The sequence below is a fragment of the Proteiniphilum acetatigenes DSM 18083 genome, from assembly GCF_000380985.1.
Classification (GTDB): Bacteria; Bacteroidota; Bacteroidia; order Bacteroidales; family Dysgonomonadaceae; genus Proteiniphilum; species Proteiniphilum acetatigenes.
In genome coordinates this window covers 62,835-83,913 of the sequence record NZ_KB905692.1, presented here as the reverse complement: position 1 = coordinate 83,913, position 21,079 = coordinate 62,835, and the positions used below count along the sequence as shown (strand labels likewise).

Below are 21,079 nucleotides of genomic sequence, written 5' to 3'. Positions count from 1 at the left end.
ACTGTTTTATTTACAAGTTGATATACATTTGTAATGTGTAGGTCGTGGGAATCGGGTATACTTCGCCGTTGCGGTGAGCTTGCTCCGGATCGAACAGCTTCACTCTATCCCATAATAGCAAATTATTACCTACTAATTGAAGATCGATGGACTGAACTTTTATTTTTTGCAGGAATGAATTTTTCAGATTGTAATTGATGGTTACTTCCTGTAAGCGTAAATACCGTGCATCTCCTTTCCAGAAGTCCGACAATTGTGAATTGTTTTCGTTGTACCCGTATGTCAATCTTGGATAACGGGCATTAGGGTTTTCCGCTAACGACGGATCAATTCCGTTTGCTGCTGCATAATCTGCCGGGATCCATCGGTTGGCTGGATCATTGGCGATCTTCAGTACATTCCCGTTGATCCCGTTGTAAAAAGGTACATATCCGGTGCCATTTCCATTGTATCCCACATGGAAGAAATCGGTCTTGCCGGTTCCTTTAAAAAGGACGCCCACTGTCAGGTTTTTATACTTGAATTCACCGCCAAATCCGTACATTAGCAGGGGGTAGGTACTGTAAGACAGAGGTACCCTGTCGTCGGAGTTTATCACCCCGTCACCGTTCACATCACGGTATTTGATATCGCCGGGCATTACCGTCCCAAATTGTGCCGGACTATTCCTTACATCATCCCAGTCTTTAAAAAGGCCGATCGACTGGTATCCACGGATAGTGCCTAATGGATAATCGGATGCTTCCTGATAAGGATATTTGGGATTGGCCTCTTCCCAGTTCTGGACATTGTTTTTCGAATAAGTGAAATTTCCTCTCACGGTAAATGACATATCTTTGCTTAGATTATGTGTGAAACTGGCATTACCGTCCGCGCCGTAACTTTTCATTTTCCCCACATTCCCGAAAGGCATCGTAACCAAACCTGCATAATCCGGAATCTGTACACGTTCCATGAAAATACCGTCTCGCTGGTCATTGAACATGTCAAAAACAAGTTGTATCTTGTCGTCAAGCAGGTTCGCTTCGATACCAACGTTGGCTTTCAATGCTTTTTCCCATTGCAGGTTATCGGCTCCGATTGTGGATTCCGTGATGCTTTCAACGGAAGCCGAGCCCCACGGTCCGGTAGTGCCTCTGTTTACCATGGTGAGGTAAGGAAATCTGCGCGAACTGATACGATCATTGCCTACTGTGCCGTACGATCCTCTGAATTTCAGGAAGCTGATCCATGATAAATGTTTTTTCATGAAATCATAATTGGAAGGCACCCATCCCAGAGCGATGGACGGAAAGAATCCATATTGTCTGCCGGGCTGGAAGTTTTCCGAACCGGTATATCCGAAGTTAAAATCTACCATGTAGGTATCTTTGAATCCATAGGTGAGGCGACTGGATACGCCTTGGTAGCGAAGAGGAATCGCGCTGAGATTATTGGTTCCTTCGTTTGCCCATTTCTGATCGCTCAGATAGTAATAGACTAATCCTGAAGCGCGATGGTCTTCGGCGAATACTTTGTCGTAGTTGAGCGTACTCTCAAAATGGTATTTTCGGAACTGATCCGTTCCCCGGGCATAGGAGATCCCTCCTTCCTTCACTCTCTCGATGGTTATCAGTTTTCCTTGTTGGTCTCGACCTACCGCCTGGTAAAGAGCTGGTTGAATGTATCTTCCTTCTGAAAAGTTGCTATATAGATCATATGCCCCCTGCACCTTTAATTTCAAGCCGTCCAGGACCATGGAGAGATTCTGGTCGATCGCTAACGTGAACTTACCCCTGTACTGCTGATCGGTGCGACGGCCCATGTGGTTGATCATCACCAAAGGGGACCGTAACGATGCGCTGCTTGCCGAGGCCGGAAGTTGTCCGTTGGAATACTTTATGGGTAACAATAACGGGTTAAGATTTGACTGCGCGTACCAGATATAGTCAGTACTCGCAACACCCGGATTGTTTTGAATGGAAAGGAAACCATCCGTACCGAAATAGAGTGTAGTGGAGGGAGATAATTCCAGATCGATATTACCTCTGTAGTTATAAGTGTTGTATCCGGTGTTTGCCGCATATACACTGTTTTTGTCGTAATTATAAGCGGCAGTTTCATTACTTATTCCCAAACTGAGGAAATAGCGTGCTACCTGTGCGCCGCCACGTGCACTCACGTAATATGATTGAGTGAAAGAATGATTTCGGAGTACCTCGTCTTGCCAACTCACATCCGGATAGAGATCGGGATCAGAACCGTCGTTAATGATATCTAACTCCACATCGGAGTATATGGGTGCGTCTCCGCGTACCACTCTGGCTTCATTGGCTAACTTCGCATAATCGTAAGCGCGCAGGTACTCAGGAACTCTGTTCAACCGGGAGACGGAAAAATTGGCGCGTCCTGTGATTGTCAATTTATCTACTTGCCCCCTTTTGGTAGTCACTAATACTACTCCGTTGGCTCCGCGGACACCATACACCGCGGTGGCCGAGGCATCTTTCAGTACGGAGAAGCTTTCAATATCGGCAGGATCGATGGAGTTGATATTCCCTTCCAGTCCGTCTATCAATACCAGGGCGCTGGCATTGGCGCCAAAAGTGCCGATACCGCGGACCCAAAATTCGGAAATGTTTTTCCCTGGCTCTCCACTGGTTTGCATGGAGATCACACCGGCTACGCGTCCTCCCAGCAGGTTGGCTACGGATGCCGCAGGTGTTTGCAGTTCACCCACGTCTACACTGCTTACAGCAGCCACTGTTGAAATCTTTCGTTGGCTACCCAGTCCGGTAACCACCACTTCATCCAATTCCTGAGCTGTTTCAGAAAAGACAATTTCCAAGTCTTTCTTCTCTTCGGTCACTAAATATTCGATCCTTTTGTAACCTACAAAGGTGAAAACGATCATGTCTCCTCTGGAAGCACGGATGCTGAACTTACCATCTATGTTGGTCGTTGTTCCGACACTGATTTTATCTCTCAGGTAGACCGTAACACCAGGCAAGGGTGTTTTCGTTTCGTCATAGACGGTTCCCTCCATGACAAAAGTGCTTTGTTGTGCCGGAAGAAGAAAGCAACCGGATAAAAGTATCCATACTATACACGTTATGCGTTTCATTTAGTTTAAATTATAATGTTATTATTTGTATTATTTATTCTTATCTTCAGGAAGAAAGAGGGCTGGAGCAATAAACTATAATTGTCTTTTAATCCTGTTTTATGCGGTACAATAGCCTGATTATTTCGGTGAGATCCTTAAAAAATCAATTGATGGAAAGCTTTCTCACGCGGGCATTACCTAAGTCTGCAACATAGATTGAGCCATCTTTGCTTATGCCAAGTCCTCTGGGTAGATTGAATAAGGCTTCCTCCTTTCCTCCGTCTTTCCACCCGGCAGTACCGGGCATCCCTAACACGGTTTCCACCATTTTCTCCGGGGTAATTCTTCGTATGCAATGGTTGCTACAATCCGCCACATAAATATTCCCGTCAGCATCACTATAAATCTGACTGGGATTACGGAATTGGGCTACTTCCAAGGCTCCGTCCCGATGTCCGCCACTAGTGGAACCGGAAAGTTTTTTAAATGTGTTTTCCGGATCAGTAATATCAATACTACAAATGCTGTTTGCATTAACCCCAGAGTTGCCCCAAAACGATATATATAAAATGTTTGGTTCAAGAGGATTGAATGTCAGTCCATAGCTGTCTCCTTGTTCCGTTTTAAAAATGGTTTCCACTTCGTATGTTCGGGGATTCATTTTTACGATGTGCCCATGATAGTAACGGGTGTAAACAAAACCATCACTGGGATTCACTACCACGCTATGTTTATAACCTTCCGTGGGTCTGTCTCCGGCGGGGGGCCATTTCATTTCTCGGAATCTGGGAGCCCACATTTCCTTGGGATCGAGAGTGAAAAACGATCCAACCGTGGTTTCAGTTAAGATAGTAATGATTCCCGTTTCCAAATCTACAGCCGGAATATTTGCAGTAACATCTCTGGCAATGGTAATCAGTTCGTTATTTTCTTCATCAATTCTGACAATGTGCATATGACCGTTAGTTCCACCGAATTCATAAGGCCCTCTGGTTGTAATAAAGATGTTGTCTTCATTATCCACACAAATATATCGGGGCTGCAGGATAGATTGAGTAAGATCCCCATCCTGGTAGTCATCTTGATTGCCGTTTCCCGCAATAGTATTCACTGTAACCGACGAAAAATAGCGGAATGTTTGATCATAAGCAACGGAATCATTACCAATTGCTACCGAGATCACACAGGTATCGCCCGGCAATCTTGGAGCAAGTACATACATCCTGGAGCCTGTAGAACCAATGACTGCCGCTTTTTTGCTATTAAAATATACTCTGATTTTCTCAGGATCGGTACCGAAGTTCTTTCCCTCCAGCATCACTTGTTCCAGATATCTTCCTGAGTCCGGATAAAAGGTAGTAAGTTCCACCGGCTTGCCGGGATCATATTCACTCTTCCCTTTTTCGTTATCGTCATTTTCTCCACACGAAAACATAGCCAATATACATGCGAATAGCAGCGTCCATGTGGTCTTTAAGGGATGCTTCTTGATCAATTTGTTGTTCATATATTCGATTTTTAATTAGAGATTTTCTTTTATTCTTATTTATTGTTACATTATATTTCAATTTTTCCATGATAATTTATTCTTATATCTGAGTAAGAGCAGATATTGAAGTTGTATGCCTAAAGATGAAAGTTCACCAGAAGACAGCAGGAATCAGCTCTTATCGGCATTGCATGCAAATAAGAGTGAATATTAGTTGTATATGTAAAATTAAAGTTTATTAATGTTAACGGGGGGGGGGGGTAATATATATGTTTCCTTATAGGTAGAAACAAAGTTTTATCAAAGAGATATATATAATTTCTTTGTGTCATATGGATGAATTAGAGTACAATTAAAATAATTAAAATTTCGACGATCTACCCTTAGTTTTTGATGAAATTTATACAAAATTACTTTTATTGTGTATTCTTTAGCTGTAAAAAGTGATATTCAGACTAAGTGAAATGATATCTTATGTTAAAGAAGTTTTTATTTTTCATGATACCATTATTTTGTATTTTAGCTGTTTTTTATTTCTGCCCTGGCTTTTTTAATGATATATGGCTGTTAGTGAAGGAGATTCTAAAACTATTCCACAATCGAATGTTCCGGGAACTTCCCAGCCTGCATTCATTGTAGTTATTGCTAAATCTTCAAATTTCGAACCGGTAAGATATCCCCTTTCCTGTGCTGTTTTAAAAGCTTCCTTTATAAAAGGTAAAATATCTTTGTCGATGGTTATCCATTGTTTATCCTGTAATGTTCCGTCGAAAATATTTCGGGAAGCTACAGAGAAAATGAACTTGTTTGATGCGTCATCCTTACCAATATCCTGCGCCGCATAGAGTTCGATATTTTCATAGCGGTAGTCGTAAAATGGAAGTCCGAACCAGAAAAAATCGCCATAGCTTTCGGAGTCTTTGTTGTTGTCCTGGATGGTGAAGTATTGAGAAAATTGTGCTGTGTGGAGATCGGGATTGAATTGTTCTCCCATTTTGTTACTGCAATATAGCAATTTACATTTTGTTTTGTAAACCAATTTATCAGTCTCTATTAATTTTAGGGGTGTATTGAAATATTGCTCGAACAATAAATGCGGCCAATCCTCATTCATTTGTCTCGGATGTTCATATTCTTCTGAAGCAATCACTTCCAATGTGATCTCTACAGCTTTACTCTTATTTTTAAAAAAGGATACTTTTTTTGCTTTGTTACGGTAAATAATAGAATCATCCACAATAAGAGGCGGAATATTTTGCATTACAAGTTTACTTCCCCACTGTGGCAATAGCCAATAGACGGTATCAGTTGAATATTTAAACGGATATAATGTGTCGATGGGAGCCGGATAGGATGTGGTATGTCCCTGTACCTTGATTCCATTGTGAAAATTCCTGTCCCGGATTATTTCCCGCGAATTTGTTGTAGTATTGCATTGGGTAAAAGCAAAGAATGGAAAAAAGAAAAAAAATATCAATATCAGGTATTTTAATTTATACTTCATCATGGGAATCTTATATTACTGGTCACATATTTTTTTTACATTTCAGAAAATCTACTATTCTCTGATTTTTCCGGACGAATATCGGTAGACTTTTTTATTTTTTAAAATAAGGTTGTCAAAAATATAGATAAAATTGCAAACTGTGTGAAAATATTAAACAAATATAAAGCATATTCTATTCTGTTCGACTATGCAATATGATAAAGGATAAAAGAAAAATGACACTTCGAATCCATCTTATTGTCTGAATATACCAAATTGAATTTATCCAGGATATCTCTTTACATTATTTTCAGCCTTGTAAAAATGTTTCAGTAGCTTTTTTCCATTGTCATCAACTTCCAATATTTTTTCGATGATTTTTGAATATAAATATATTTGCCCGCTATAGTTAAATAAATTTAAATAATATCTTTCTTCAAGTATTTTGTTTTTTTGTTTCCGATATATGCATATATTTGCGATATGAAAACGCAAAAAAACGCACCTATGTCTTATTTGTGAGATGATCGAAATCAGAATATCAGCGATATATAGATGCTTAAGTAATTTGTTGTCAGCAATTTACCTGTGTGTTATTTAAATTCGGAAAAGACAGCCAAATGACAAGTTATTCTTAACAATGTATTGAAAATGAATAAAAAATGAAACCGTTTAATTTTATTATTATCACAGGCATAATTCTCTTATTTGTCTGTTCAAACAAAAAAGCCCCAACAGATGCCGACGGACGACCGCTAATCATAAAAACTGGTACCATCGACTGTGATCTTGTAGAAACAACCCCTGTGGTTTTTAAAAACAGGGTTTACCGTTTTGAATATGTAAGGACTCGCTACTGGAATAATGATACCGGTGATTCCTATTTCCGGTTCGTTAACCATGAAACCGGGGAGATAACTCAATCTTTTGCTAGAGGCTATCACTTGGGGAGCGCTTTTGTGTATAATGACACAGTATACGTTACCGCTGTCGATATGTGGGATGGAGAGAAGATATTTATTTTTGCTTCAAATGATTTGAAAAACTGGGATCGCTGGTTGGTATTCGAACTTCCCGGCTATGGTATTTTTAATACCTCACTCACAAAAGCGGAGAATAAATTTGTTTTGATGTTCGAGATCGGGAGACCTTACGAAGTTGCGGGAGTGGCATTTACTGCCCTGTTTGCAACATCACCCGATATGCAAGACTGGGATATTTTACCGGCCGATCACAATTATACAAAAGATCGTTATACAGCTCCTCATTGTTTGCGTTATCTCGATGGCTGGTTCTATAATTTCTATTTGGAAGCACACCAAGGATATGAAATGCGAGTAGTACGGTCTAAAGATTTGATCCGTTGGGAGTCCAGTCCTTTCAATCCGGTTTTAAAGGCTTCGCAGGAAGATAAACAAATCGCAAACAATAATCTTCTAACCGATGAATTATGTAAAAGGATTAATAAGGCTGAAAATCTGAATAACTCTGATCTTGATTTTTGTGAATATAATGGGAAATTAATTATCAATTATTCATGGGGTAATCAAAACGGGGAGGAATTTTTGGCTGAGGCTTATTATAACGGAACAATGGAGCAATTTCTGAAAGGATGGTTTCCTGAATAGGAGGTAGAACTTTCAGCTATTTTGTTTTTTTATTTCTGATATGCGCCTATATTTGCAATATAAAAATGCATAAAAACGCATTTGTGTATTATTTATTCGATAATCAAAGTTGACAGATCGCTGATATATAGTTGATTAAGTGGATTTGTGAAATAAAGGATTCAAATTGTGAGAATATAAACGAAGGGCCACAAAAAGGCTTAAGGCATAGGGTGGTAGAGAGAATATCGTTTTATTTTGAGTTTCTGAGAAAGTTTAAAAATACTGCTGTTTATGTTAAAAGAAGAACGATTTAAGATAATAATGAAGCAAATTAATTTGCATAATAAGGTGCTTTCAGTCGATTTGAGCATGCTACTTAATGTTTCGGAAGATACGATCAGGAGAGATCTGAAAGAACTGGCTGATGGCGGTCATATTATCAGGGTGCATGGAGGAGCGATAAGCAATTCATTGGTAAGACCTTTTATTGCGGATACCAATGTTTATTCCATTGAGGAGAAGAAGATTATTGCTTCAAAAGCGGTAAAGTTGATAGAGACCAATATGACCTTGTTGTTGGAAGGGGGGACAACCATTTTTGAACTAACGAAGATTATTCCTAAAGAGCTTGATCTTACCGTATTTACAATAAGCCCTCAAATTGCAATCTCATTATCGGATCATTCAAATATTTCAGTTTATACCATTGGCGGTCAATTAAAGAAAAACCATAATATCCACGTTGGATCTAAAACAATCAATGAATTATATAGGATGAGATTTGATCTGTGTTTTATGGGAGTAAATGCTTTATCTGTTGAAAGGGGGTTGACGGATATCGATATGGAAGTTGTTGAGGTAAATAGGGCAATGTTTGAAGTATCCAATAAAAATGCTTTGCTTACTATTTCTGAAAAATTGAATTTTACAAAACGATACCAAGTATCTGATTTATCTGATATCAATTATCTGATTACTGAATTAGACAAGAATGATCAACAGCTTGCCGAATTCAGGAAAAATTACATGAATATAGGCATTCTATAAGATTATATTATCTAACACATAAATTGCACTTTGACAAACAGCATGAATGTTTGTGAAAGGTTTTTTTATACAATAATGGTTTTTTGCGTATATACAATTGATTTCGTTTTATAAAAACGCATAAAAACGCATAAAAACGCATTCCGGCTCGTTTCTATTGATATCTAATAATAATTGCTTGTAATGAATGGTGTCTGGACAAATATCGACTTTTTGATTATTCTGGTGTATTTTATTCTGATGCTGGGACTTTCCTTTTGGTTTAAAAAATTTGCATCAACCGGAATGGAGAATTTTTTTCTTGGGGGAAGAAGAACTCCCGGATGGATCAACGGTATTTCCTATACGTCTGCTTTGGTAAGTCCGGATGCTGCAACTGCATATGGAGGATTGGCCGTAGCAACCGGAGCATTTATTTCCTGGTGGTATTTAAGTCGTTTTGGGTTGGCTATGTTTCTGGCTGGGGTATTATTTGCCATGTTTTGGAGACGGCTTAAATTATTTACTTCTCTTGAGTTTTATGATTTGAGATTCAGCTCAAAAGTCGCCAATACCATGAGGATATGGATTGCCGTGCGTACATCGTTTATTGCAATTCCTGCATGGACCGGGATTACCTTGTTGGCAGCCTATAAAATATTAGGACCTGCTTTTGGACTCACAATATTTCAGACATTGATATTGGTAATTCCGGTTTCCTTCATTTACGTCTTTTTTTCGGGTTATCGGGGGGTGGTTGTATCGAATGTTATTCAAATGAGTATTTTTCTTGTTGGTACAATCGTGGTAGCTGTATTTACAATGAAATATTTTGGGAGTGCGGTCGAAATGACTGCAACGATCAACAGGATGTACGGTGATATCGGGAAAGAGATTTTACAACTGGTCCCTCCGGCAAAACATGAGATCTTTCCTTCGATGGCTGCACTTGCCTGGCTTATAGGTCAAAGTATAGGGTACGGTGGAGACGTGGCACCCATAGGGGGGGCTATGGAGGGACACCGAATACTTTCTACCCGGAGTACACGTGAAGCAGTTTACATGTACGTTTCAGCAGCATTGAGCATGTTTCTCTTATTACTTCTCGTAACGCTTCCCTGCATCTCTGCTGCTGCAATCTGGCCTGAATTCAGGGATGGAGCGGTTGACAGGGAACTTGTTTACGGCAAACTGATGAAAGAGATGTTACCTTCCGGTGCACTTGGGTTACTTATTGCCGCAATGTTAGCAGCAACAATGTCTGTTGTTTCGGATAACCTGAACTTCGGCGGACAGATAATGGTAAGTGATATTTACCGAAGATGGTTTGTCAGGGATAAAACGGAAAAACATTATCTGATCATTGGAAAAGCAGCCATGCTGATAATTGTTTTTTTATCTCTTCTTGTAGTATTTAAGGTGAAGTTCATAGTTGATGTAGCCATTTTTATGCTACAAATAAGTGCCGCTGAATTACCTGCTAACTGGGCTCAATGGTGGTGGTGGCGTTTTAATGGAAAAGCCCGTTTGGCAGCATCTTTTGGAGGATTTATCTTTTTTATTTTGATTGTGCTGGTTCCAAAACTATTGCTATTGTTAGGTTGGGAATGGGCGCATATATTGATAGTCCCATGGTGGTGGCAGACGCTTATTATCATGCTTCTTACGACTATTTTATGGGTGATGGTCGTACTGTTTACCAAACCGGAATCTGAAGGAAAACTGACTGCTTTTTATCAAAAAGCACTTCCTCTGGGATGGTGGAAAATCAAAGTATCATCCGGGGCGACTGATGCTGAGAGGATCAATATCAAACCAATCATTTATGGAATTCTTATAGCGATTTTAGGTTTTACCGCCACCTGTTGCGTAATTCTGGGACTCTCAGACTTATGGTTTGCCAATTTTTTGGAAGGAGGCATTCTATTGGGAATCTCAGCTCTCCTTTTCATTGCCTTTAAAATCTTTCTGAAACATTATCTGGATGGACTGGAGAAAAGACTTAATAAAAATCAAATAATTGAATAGAGGATGAAGAAGCTAAAAATCGGCACTTCTGTGATTGATATTACGGGCCCGTTAGAACTGGGTATCCTAATGTCCTCAGTAAAGGAGCAATATTGCGCATTTGATCATGTCCGTTTACCATTAAAGGGCAGGATACTGGTGTTGGAGCAACAGGGTGAAAAAGTGGGTATCGTTACCCTGGATTTGTTAGGTATGAGTGACAGTGCAGTTGGGGGATGGGATAATTTTAAAATGTCTTTATCCGATGAATTGTCAATGGATAAAATTATTATGGTTTGTACTCATACGCATAGTTCTCATGAAACTGCCGGATTGACTGATCTATATAAAACAACACTATTTGGAGAGTGGCTTAATGAGCTAAAAATCAAAATTAAGTCAGGGATAAAGAAAGCTATTTCTAACCTGCAGGAATGTAAAATATACCTTGGTTCTTCAGCACTGAGAGGGTTCTCCCTTCAAAGAAGAATTTTAAAAAACGGAGAAGTAATCATGTCTGATTCCATTCAACCGATCGATAAAAAATATTTTGACTTAGGTCCTATTGATCATCGGATCAGATCATTAAAATTTACAAGTTTAACCGGGGAGAATATTGCCACATTGATCCATGCGGTATGTCATCCGGTGCATGAGATGTGCTCCGATTATGTATCTCCTGATTTTCCCGGGGAAGCCTGTATAACATTTGAGGAGAAGAACCCAAACGGGATATGTGTCTTTTTTAATGGAGCTTGCGGAGATATCAATCCTCCTACGGTCTCGGAAGGGGTTCAGGCAGCTCAAAAACATGGAAAGGTGATCGCAAAAGAAGTGGAGAAAATGAAGTGGGATGAGGTGGAATCAGCACCAATGAGTATCCAGACTTCGGCCTTATCATTCAGAATAAGGGAAAATTCCGGGATAAACTCCGACGCAGACGGTATTTACCGTATCAATACCTTAATTATTGGAGACATTGCAATGGTGTTTCTTTCAGGTGAAAATTTTACTGATACGGCATATGCGATTGAAAATGATTCCCCTTTTAAAACTACGATTGTGATCGGTTATGCTGAAAATTATGTGGGATATGTCCCACCTCGAAGAGTTTTTGAAGAGGGTGGTTATGAAGTAGGACCGGGCAAATGGTCATACTTAGAGATCAATGCTGAGGAGATCATAGTAGAAAAAACAGTTCAGATTTTGCATCAATTAAAAAGTAACGCATGGAAATTATAATATGAAACGAGCATATAAATCGATTTAATAATGTAATGATCCCGATAAATCGGGACAGGTAGCGCTGATTTGATAATTACTAAATTGATAAATTAACTAATCGTTCAGGTTACATACATCTTCCATGTAAAAATAAAATAATCATATGAAATATTCAAAAGAGGATTTGTCGGGTTTAATGAATTTCTATAGGGATCAACTTCTGAATGATACCCTTCCCTTTTGGTTTCCGCATTGTGTGGATAAAGAATTTGGAGGATATCTATTAATGAGGGACAGGGACGGATCATTGCTCGATGATGATAAATCAGTATGGTTTGTGGGACGAACAGCGTGGACACTTGCCAATCTTTATAACAACATTGAAAAGAAAGATGAATGGTTAGGTATGTCTAAAGCAGGAATTGATTTTTCTGAAAAATACTGTTTTGATCCAAACGACGGACAAATGTATTTTTATGTAACCCGGGACGGCAAACCCATAAGAAAAAGGAGATATTTCTTCTCTGAAACATTTGCAGTAATCGCTTACGCGGCATATGCAAAAGCAACCGGAAACGATTTTTATGCAACAAGAGCAAGAGAGATATTTTCTACTTGCCTCCAGTTTATCAGTGGTGAACGAATCTTATCTCCACGGTATACCGAAACACGCCCTGTAAGAGGGTTGGGCGTGCCTATGATTATGATCAATGTTGCCCAACAGTTGAGGGAAAACATTGGAGATGAAAGATGTGATATCTATATTGATCAATGGATCCATGAAATAGAGAAATACCACCTCAAACATGATTTAAGATGTGTTATGGAGCAGGTAAGTCCGGATGGGAAGATTATTGATCATGCGGACGGCAGGATAATCAATCCCGGACATGCCGCAGAGGCTGCATGGTTTATCTTTAATGAGGCGGTTTATCAACATAATGATGCACATCTTATTGAAACAGGCTGCAAGATTTTAGATTATATGTGGGAGAGAGGTTGGGATAAGGAGTATGGGGGAATACTCTTTTTTAGAGATGTATATAATAAGCCGGTGCAGGAATATTGTCAGGATATGAAGTTTTGGTGGACTCACAATGAGTTTATTATTGCCACGCTATATGCTTATTTGCTTACAGGTGATGAGAAATATGCGGGTATGCATCAGCAGATTCATGATTATTCATATGCACATTTCCATGATAAGGAATATGGAGAATGGTTCGGTTACCTTCACAGGGATGGAACAGTCGCTCAACCGTCAAAAGGGAATCTACACAAAGGACCGTTTCATTTACCCCGGCAGGAACTTTTATGCTGGAAATTAATTGAGAAATACCTGGATAAATTTTAGAAACAACCCATCATTAATTTATCACTACATTGAGTTTACCATTAATATAAACAAAAAGAGATGAAAAAGAAAACACATTTACCTTTCCGCAAAGGACTCATAAGTATGGTCCTGTGGATTTTTTCTCTGAGTATGCTCCTGGCTCAAAATTTGACTGTTACCGGTGTCGTTACAGATTCGGAGGATGAAGTGCTGGCTGGAGTAACTATTAAAGTACAAGGAAGGGAGTCGCATGGTACGATCACAGATGTCAATGGGCAGTTTTCCCTTCCGGATGTAGCTCCTAATGCAAAATTAGAGATTTCCTATGTAGGAATGAAGACTCAAATTATCGATGTAACCGGAAGGACCCTTATTAACATTGTATTAGAGGAGGATACTGAAATGCTCGAAGAGGTTCAGGTTGTGGCCTTCGGAAAACAGAAGAAGTCAGATGTAATCGGTGCAATCACAACCATCAATCCCTCTGAACTGAAAGTTCCTTCAAGTAATCTGACCCAATCTCTGGCTGGAAGGTTATCGGGTCTTATCTCTTATCAACGATCAGGTGAGCCGGGTAGAGATAATGCAGATTTTTTCATACGAGGTGTTACCACCTTTGGGTATTCAAAGAGTCCGTTAATACTTCTCGATGGATTTGAAATATCTGCCAGTGAGATGGCAAGAATTGATCCGAATAATATTGCCAGTTTTTCCATCATGAAGGATGCTACCTCGACCGCTTTGTACGGTGCACGTGGAGCAAACGGCGTAATTCTTATCACTACGAAGGTGGGAAAGGAAGGAAAAATACAGATTTCTTTCCGGCACGAGTCATCCCTCTCCATGCCCACACAGATTCCTGAGGTTGCAGATGGTGTTTCTTATATGCAATTATATAATGAGGCATTTTTCAATGACAATCCAACATTGCCTCCATATTATAGTGCACAGAAAATAGACGGAACAATTAACAATATCAATCCTAATGTATATCCTAATGTGAATTGGTACGATGAGCTCTTCACGAACTATGTGTATAACCAACGTTATAATTTGAATATTAACGGAGGAGGAAAAGTTGCCCAATATTACCTCTCTGCAAGCTATAATAAAGATAACGGTATTCTGGAGGTTGACAAACGGAATAATTTTAACAATAATATTTCGATAGACAGATATAATCTGACGACCAATATTAATCTTAATTTGACACCTACTACAAAGGCTTCTTTCAAGATGAACGGCGTATTTGAAAGGTATAACGGTCCTATTCAGTCGGGAAATGAAATATTCAATAATGTAATGAACGGCAATCCTGTCGATTTTCCAAAGTATTATGAACCCGATGATGCCAATCTCTATACTCGTCATATACTTTTTGGCAGAAGATTCAATGGTGGAGTTAACCCCTATGCGCAAATGGTTTCAGGGTACCGGGATGATTTCTCAAATACGATACTTGCCATGTTTCAGGTTGAACAGGATTTGTCTTTTGTCACTCCCGGTCTTTCCGCAAGAGCCAGTGCCAATATCAGGACTTATGGTAATCACGGGAGCAACAGATCCTATTCTCCATATTATTATGAGATCAAAGAGTATGATTTGATTAATGATATTTATACCCTGAATAATGTTGTAACGGGAACCGAATCATTGGGAGATCCGGCAACTTATAGGAATTCAAATAGCAGAACCTATTTTGAAGGGGCCATAAACTATAATAAAAATATTAATATCCACGAAATGTCAAGTATGTTGGTTTTCACCCAATCTGAAGAACTCAATACCATTGATGGGAATACCATTGAGCAGACTCTCCCCCGGAGAAATCTCGGACTCGCAGGACGTTTCACTTATAATTATGATCAACGTTATATGGCTGAGTTAAATTTTGGCTATAATGGTTCGGAACGCTTTTCAAAGAATAATCAATTTGGGTTTTTCCCCTCTTTCGGATTAGGTTACATGATCTCCAATGAAAAATACTGGACACCTTTAAGTGATATTTTTCCAAAGACTAAGTTGAAATTTACCTATGGACTGGTCGGAAATGATGCAATCGGGGCCCCCACCGATCGTTTCTTCTATTTGTCGCGAATCGGTTCAGGTAACGGATACCGATTTGGTGATACATTTTTCAATCATTACGCGGGATATTCAATTAACAGATACTCAAATTTCGATATTACCTGGGAAGAAGCATTAAAAAGTGATCTTGGACTGGAAATGAATATTATGGGAGTGGTGGATTTGATGATTGATTATTTTACTGAACATCGTAAAAAGATATACATGGTTCGGGTGGATATGCCTGCCGAAATCGGTCTCTCTGCAAATAATTCCGGAAATATCGGCGAGGTCAAATCTCATGGTATTGATGCTTCAATTGATATCAATCATTTTTTTAATCAGCGTACCAATACATGGATACAAGGTCGTGCCAATTTTACCTATGCGACGAACAAAGTACTTGTATATTCCGAACCTTATTATAAATATCCCTATTTATCGAGAATTGGATATCCTGTAGATCAGCAATGGGGATATGTAGCAGGAGGAATATTTTTTGACGAAGAAGAAATCAATAATTATCCTCGTCAAAGCTTTGGGGTTGCTCCAAAAGTTGGGGACCTCCGATATATTGATATCAATAGTGACGGACAAATTGACTCCAATGACAGAGTACCTATTGGTACACCTACTGTTCCTGAAATTCTTTATGGTTTCGGTTTCTCTTTTGGTCATCGTGCTTTTGATATTTCCTTTTTCTTCCAAGGCTCAGCGAAATCTTCGTTCTTTATTGATCCTACTTTTGTGCAACCTTTTATCGGAAACAGGAATATCCTGCAAGTTATTGCAGATGATTATTGGTCTAAAGATAATCCAAATCCACAAGCATTTTGGCCGAGGCTCTCTACCGGAAATGTCAGTAATAACACCCAGCTTTCGAACTGGTGGTTGAGAAACGGAGACTTCCTCAGATTGAAAAATGTTGAATTAGGAATTTCTCTTGATAATACAACCCTGAAGAGGATGAAATTACAGCAATGTAGGTTCTTTGTAAATGCTTCTAATTTGTTTGTATTCTCTGCATTCAAATTATGGGATCCGGAAATGGGTTCTCAAGGCTTGGGGTATCCTATTCAAAGGACTTTTAATTTAGGATTACAACTGGATTTTTAATCTTATAATTCTCAATAATTATGAAAATAGTAAAAATATTTAAATCGTTAGTCGTTACATTATTGATATCTTTATCAATCACTTTGTCGAATTGTTCCGATTATCTGAATATTGTTCCCGATAATATTGTGACAGTAGATAAAATGTTTGAAAACAAATCAAAAATTATTCAGGCATTGGCAACGTGTTATGCATTTCTGCCGGATAACTTTAACGACCATTACAGAACACGTTTGACATTAGGGAATGAATGTATGTTTCCATCTGTCTATGCTAACAGAACAGATGTTTTTATTTCGAACAGGGTGATGGTGGGTGATCAAAATGTGGATAATCCTTATTTTTCTTATTGGAATGGTTCTGGTTATGTGGCCAGCTTATACCAAGGAATCCGGTATTGTAATATTTTCTTAAATAATATTCAGAATGTACCTGATTTAGAACCGGGAGATTATGAGGATTATGTGGGTCAAGTCAAATTTCTGAAAGCGTATTTTCATTTTCTTTTAATTAATTCCTATGGTCCGATAGTTATCGCAGATAAAGAAATAGACATGAATGCATCAAAAGCTGAGATTCAACAGTATCGACAACCGGTTGACGTATGTTTTAAATATGTTATTGATCTGATTGATGAAGCAATCCCTCATATGCCTGCAAGAAGGATAAAGACTCAGTTTGGACAGATTGATCAGTTAATAGCTAAAAGCCTCAAGGCGAAAATCTTATTATACTGGGCAAGCCCCCTTTTCAACGGAAATTCTGAATATTATGGTGATTTTATTGACCCTTTGACAAAAGAGCCTTTTTTCAACCTGAATTACGATAAGGAGAGGTGGCTGACTGCGGCAACAGCACTAAAAGAGGCAATTGATCTGGCACACATAAGCAATGTGAAATTATATACATACAACAAACCGGTTTTTGATTTCGATTTAAATGATATTGAAATCTCTGGTGTGATGAGATATGCTTATAATAACAGGTTTTCAATTGTGGATCCCTGGAATTCAGAGCTTATTTGGGGATATTCCAATGTAAGTCCTACCAGTGGAGCATCTATCCAATCTGCTTGCCAGGTTAAGAATATTGAGTACCCGAATAATTATCAATTTTCTTACAATTATATGGCTGCCAGTCAGTTTATTGTAGATCAGTATTATACCAGAAACGGTGTTCCTATGGAGGAGGATAAAACATTTGACTACAACAACAGAAAAGAGATTGTAAATTTACCTACCGATAATTATCATAGGGGATACTTCATCCCCGATGATCAGGAGGTTACCGTCAAAGAGTATTTAAACAGAGAACCAAGATTTTACGCCTGGATTGCTACTGATAGGTCGCTTTGGCGTACTTACGGTATGCTTTATCAAATCCGTCTGAGGTTTAATCAATGGGCAGGAGGTGGGACTCAGGCCGCAAACGGTGAATATTATCAGACAGGTATTGCCATCAAGAAGTGGGTACATCCGGAAACTCAGAATCTTTATTGGGAACGTATTGTGGTATACCCATTTCCACTTATCAGACTGGCAGATTTATACCTGATGTATGCTGAGGCGCTGAATGAATATTATGGACCCAGGGAAGAGGTTTATCATTATCTGGATTTAATTAGAGAAAGAGCCGGATTACCCGGTATAGGATCAGTGTGGAGTAATTCCGATATTGTGAAGCATCCAGGTAAACATTTGATTCAGGAAGGATTAAGAGAAATTATTCGGCAGGAACGTGCGATTGAATTATCATTTGAAGGTCAACAATACGATGATGCAAGAAGATGGAAAATAGGAGATATTTTCTATAATGAACCTATTATGGGATGGGATAGCTCCAAGGGTGAAGCAAAAGATTTTTATGTACCGGTAACCTGGCAAAATCGTGATTGGGTCACACCGAGGGATTATTTTACTCCTCTGAGTAACAGTGTACTTAATCAGAACCCTAATCTCGTTCAGAATCCCGGTTGGTAATATTATAAATCATTAATTAAACACTAAGCATAATGAAAAACTATAGCATTACAATATACATGTTACTGATTCTTCTGGTTTCCTGTAAACAGAATGAATCTGATGATCTGACCCTCAAACCGAAACCGGTCTTAAATGCAAAATTCGAACCGAATATGGGAGGAGGAATCATTAGCTATGATCTTCCCGACGACGAGTCCATACATTTTGTGAAAGCTGTATATACTTTAAAAGCAGGACAGACTATTGAAAGAGCTTCGTCCTATTTTTCAACTTCCATTGAAATTGATGGATACGATGATACAAGTGAGCATGAGGTCAAATTGTACAGTGTAAACTACGATGGTATTTTATCCGATCCAGTCTTGTTAAAAATTAAAACATTGGGATCACCCCTTGATGATATTGTTGAATCTTTCAATATTACTCCCTATTTCTCTTCAGCGAAATTAACATGGGAGAATGAAGCAGGAGCATGGGTGCAGATTATCATTGAAATTGAAACAAAGGATAGGACAGTTATACAGACTGAATATACTATGAACACAGGAAATAACGAGATGGTGATTAAAAATCTCTCCGCTGAAAATTATCATTTTAAAGGCTATGTAAAGGATAAATATGGAAATGAGAGTAAGAAAGTAGATATTGGGTCTTTTATCCCCTACGTCGATTATAAAATTGACAAATCGGATTGGAATTATGTTCCTAATCATGAATTGCCTGAAGGAAGAGTGAATTCAGATTTAATTTTTCAGGAGGGTCGGTTAACTAAGTTTTGGGATGATATGATTGATGATGCCTTGTTGAATAATTTGAATTTTTTTGTGTCTGCCCAGGGATTCCCTTTCTCGTACTATATCGATTTGGGCAGGATGGTGAAAATCAGCAGATTCAAAGTATGGCAAAGAGAGAAGGTATGGTCAATGCCGCATTATTATTATAACGGACAAAATCTTAAAACATTCGAACTCTGGATAAGTAAAGATAAAATTAATTGGGAAAGGGTAAGAAGAGCTACCATCATAAAACCAATGAGTGAAACAGCAGCATTGGAAGAAGCTAGAGAGGGACATGAATTTGTAATTTATCCGGATGATCCCAAATTTAGTCCGGAATTCCGTTACCTTGAATTCAGGGGTATCGAGTCATTTGGCATGGAGGATCAATATGCCTGTCTTTCAGAGATCACATTGTTTGGTATTGAAAAAAAGGATTTTTAAAAATTGACTGTCATGAAGAAAATACTTAATTACTTGTTTATATTCTTGATTGTAATAGCGGCTGTGAATTCATGCTCTGACTTAGACGAAAATTACAGTCACTATCTGAGAGATATCAAGTACTCAAGCAGAGTGAGGGAATTATCTGGTGAAATCGGAATTGAAAAGGTGAGACTGTCATGGATAAATCCTGAAGACCATGTTGCGAAACGAATACGTATTGAATACGGGAATGATATGTTTATTGAAACAGAGAGTCTGATCTCCTCGATCACCATCGAGGATTTAACTTCAGCCGTAGGATACAGCTTTTCGGTATTTACATTGGATGCTTTTGGTAATAAATCTATCGGTTCAACCCTATTTTTAACACCTGTAACGCAAACCTATATAAATTCCTATGTGGCTAGATTAACCACTATCCAGCCGAAATTCAGTATTCAGGATAACAGCGTAATTATTAAATGGGAAAATCTGACCGAGAATGCTTTTCTATGGTATACCGGAAAAATTAATTATACTTATTCTGTGCATGGTGAAACATATACCGGAAGCTCCGATACTGGAAATAATAATGAAGAGACCGTGATTATACCCGATATCCATTCACCGGTAAATATTACTTTTGACTATGTAATGTATTATCAGCCCATTATCGGGAATAATTTGTTAATTGATACAATCCCCAAAAGTGAAAGTGCCGAGATTGTAATAGATTATTCGAGCGGAGATATTTTTGAAAAGATTGAAGGATCAAAGATCAGCCGATATTTTGGTATTCCCTATAATAATACCACGGAGTTTAGTTCATATTATCTTTTTGCTCATTTATTTGACGGAAGTAGCAGCGACAATAGTTCATGGGTTTCATCAAGCCCCGATGTAGACCCCTTAAAAGGAGGAAACAAAGAGAACGATTCTCAATATCCATTGTCATTCACGGTCGATATATCCGATGAAAAGGAATTGAGTCATATAGATATCTGGGGATGGGAAAACTTTTCACAGGCACCCAAAAGATTTGAAGTATGGGGTACGCTTTCTATTGAGTCAGATAAACCGCAATCCTACTGGGAAACAATTAATCCTGGTGATTGGCAAGATGATTGGTATAAACTTGCAGACTGTGAGGTTGTCGGAAACCCCATACCCCCCGGCTATAAATTTGAGATTAATCCTAACAGGGAGAAGATTCGATTTGTCCGTATTCTTGTGCACGAAGTTTTTAAACCGGTAAATCATGTCCGGGTTGGGATGTCTGAGTTGATGTTTTATGAACAACTTCCTCCCAGGCTTATTGTGAAATGATACAATTTGAATTAATCGTATGAAACGAGCATGAGAATTGTTCTCACACAAGAATGTTTTTGATAAGCGAATACAGAGGAAAAACTTGTTTTGACTATGTTGAGCGTAGAAAACGACTAACTT

12 protein-coding genes are annotated in these 21,079 nt (G+C 38.6%); 9 read left to right on the top strand and 3 right to left on the bottom strand.

Annotation, left to right across the window (positions count from 1 at the left end; translation table 11 throughout):
• Nucleotides 1-10 precede the first annotated feature (10 nt).
• The 3 genes from F597_RS0100230 to F597_RS0100220 all read right to left on the bottom strand — a co-directional run bounded on the left by F597_RS0100230 (nucleotide 11) and on the right by F597_RS0100220 (nucleotide 6,081).
• Nucleotides 11-3,103: a SusC/RagA family TonB-linked outer membrane protein gene (locus F597_RS0100230; RefSeq protein ID WP_044059904.1), complete on the bottom strand. Its 3,093-nt coding sequence runs from the start codon at nucleotides 3,101-3,103 to the stop codon at nucleotides 11-13.
• A 145-nt stretch (nucleotides 3,104-3,248) separates the two neighbouring features.
• Nucleotides 3,249-4,592 (bottom strand): IPT/TIG domain-containing protein, encoded by a 1,344-nt coding sequence (locus F597_RS0100225; RefSeq protein WP_019537690.1) that lies wholly within the window; start codon nucleotides 4,590-4,592, stop codon nucleotides 3,249-3,251.
• A gap of 532 nt (nucleotides 4,593-5,124) precedes the next feature.
• Nucleotides 5,125-6,081, bottom strand: coding sequence for a hypothetical protein (locus F597_RS0100220; protein ID WP_019537689.1), 957 nt, complete (start codon nucleotides 6,079-6,081; stop codon nucleotides 5,125-5,127).
• Nucleotides 6,082-6,722: 641 nt separating this feature from the next.
• On the opposite strand from F597_RS0100220, the gene F597_RS0100205 reads away from it, so the two are divergent.
• From F597_RS0100205 to F597_RS0100165, 9 genes are all read left to right on the top strand, one after another.
• Nucleotides 6,723-7,688, top strand: a complete 966-nt coding sequence (locus tag F597_RS0100205) for a hypothetical protein (protein ID WP_019537687.1) — start codon at nucleotides 6,723-6,725, stop codon at nucleotides 7,686-7,688.
• A gap of 273 nt (nucleotides 7,689-7,961) precedes the next feature.
• Nucleotides 7,962-8,717 carry a DeoR/GlpR family DNA-binding transcription regulator gene (locus F597_RS0100200; RefSeq protein WP_019537686.1) on the top strand — a complete coding sequence of 252 codons (756 nt, stop codon included), beginning with the start codon at nucleotides 7,962-7,964 and terminating at the stop codon, nucleotides 8,715-8,717.
• Between the two features lie 183 nt (nucleotides 8,718-8,900).
• Entirely contained in the window at nucleotides 8,901-10,724 is a 1,824-nt protein-coding gene (locus F597_RS0100195) for a sodium:solute symporter family transporter (protein ID WP_019537685.1), read from the top strand.
• A 3-nt stretch (nucleotides 10,725-10,727) separates the two neighbouring features.
• On the top strand, nucleotides 10,728-11,945 hold the full coding sequence (locus F597_RS0100190; protein WP_019537684.1) for a hypothetical protein: 1,218 nt from the start codon (nucleotides 10,728-10,730) through the stop codon (nucleotides 11,943-11,945).
• Between the two features lie 145 nt (nucleotides 11,946-12,090).
• Complete coding sequence (locus F597_RS0100185; RefSeq protein ID WP_019537683.1) at nucleotides 12,091-13,281, top strand: AGE family epimerase/isomerase; 1,191 nt, start codon at nucleotides 12,091-12,093, stop codon at nucleotides 13,279-13,281.
• Between the two features lie 60 nt (nucleotides 13,282-13,341).
• Nucleotides 13,342-16,446: a SusC/RagA family TonB-linked outer membrane protein gene (locus tag F597_RS0100180; RefSeq protein ID WP_019537682.1), complete on the top strand. Its 3,105-nt coding sequence runs from the start codon at nucleotides 13,342-13,344 to the stop codon at nucleotides 16,444-16,446.
• A gap of 20 nt (nucleotides 16,447-16,466) precedes the next feature.
• A complete protein-coding gene (locus tag F597_RS0100175) occupies nucleotides 16,467-18,425 on the top strand; it encodes a RagB/SusD family nutrient uptake outer membrane protein (protein ID WP_081624296.1) in 1,959 nt (652 codons plus the stop codon).
• A gap of 59 nt (nucleotides 18,426-18,484) precedes the next feature.
• Nucleotides 18,485-19,648 carry a DUF4959 domain-containing protein gene (locus F597_RS0100170; RefSeq protein WP_019537680.1) on the top strand — a complete coding sequence of 388 codons (1,164 nt, stop codon included), beginning with the start codon at nucleotides 18,485-18,487 and terminating at the stop codon, nucleotides 19,646-19,648.
• Nucleotides 19,649-19,660: 12 nt separating this feature from the next.
• Nucleotides 19,661-20,956 (top strand): DUF4998 domain-containing protein, encoded by a 1,296-nt coding sequence (locus F597_RS0100165; protein ID WP_019537679.1) that lies wholly within the window; start codon nucleotides 19,661-19,663, stop codon nucleotides 20,954-20,956.
• Nucleotides 20,957-21,079: the final 123 nt, after the last annotated feature.

Bases quoted from the DNA above. Each gene is read 5' to 3' on its own strand.
- F597_RS0100230 (WP_044059904.1), bottom strand. From the start codon at position 3,103: ATGAAACGCATAACGTGTATAGTATGGATACTTTTATCCGGTTGCTTT.
- F597_RS0100225 (WP_019537690.1), bottom strand. From the start codon at position 4,592: ATGAACAACAAATTGATCAAGAAGCATCCCTTAAAGACCACATGGACG.
- F597_RS0100220 (WP_019537689.1), bottom strand. From the start codon at position 6,081: ATGATGAAGTATAAATTAAAATACCTGATATTGATATTTTTTTTCTTT.
- F597_RS0100205 (WP_019537687.1), top strand. From the start codon at position 6,723: ATGAAACCGTTTAATTTTATTATTATCACAGGCATAATTCTCTTATTT.
- F597_RS0100200 (WP_019537686.1), top strand. From the start codon at position 7,962: ATGTTAAAAGAAGAACGATTTAAGATAATAATGAAGCAAATTAATTTG.
- F597_RS0100195 (WP_019537685.1), top strand. From the start codon at position 8,901: ATGAATGGTGTCTGGACAAATATCGACTTTTTGATTATTCTGGTGTAT.
- F597_RS0100190 (WP_019537684.1), top strand. From the start codon at position 10,728: ATGAAGAAGCTAAAAATCGGCACTTCTGTGATTGATATTACGGGCCCG.
- F597_RS0100185 (WP_019537683.1), top strand. From the start codon at position 12,091: ATGAAATATTCAAAAGAGGATTTGTCGGGTTTAATGAATTTCTATAGG.
- F597_RS0100180 (WP_019537682.1), top strand. From the start codon at position 13,342: ATGAAAAAGAAAACACATTTACCTTTCCGCAAAGGACTCATAAGTATG.
- F597_RS0100175 (WP_081624296.1), top strand. From the start codon at position 16,467: ATGAAAATAGTAAAAATATTTAAATCGTTAGTCGTTACATTATTGATA.
- F597_RS0100170 (WP_019537680.1), top strand. From the start codon at position 18,485: ATGTTACTGATTCTTCTGGTTTCCTGTAAACAGAATGAATCTGATGAT.
- F597_RS0100165 (WP_019537679.1), top strand. From the start codon at position 19,661: ATGAAGAAAATACTTAATTACTTGTTTATATTCTTGATTGTAATAGCG.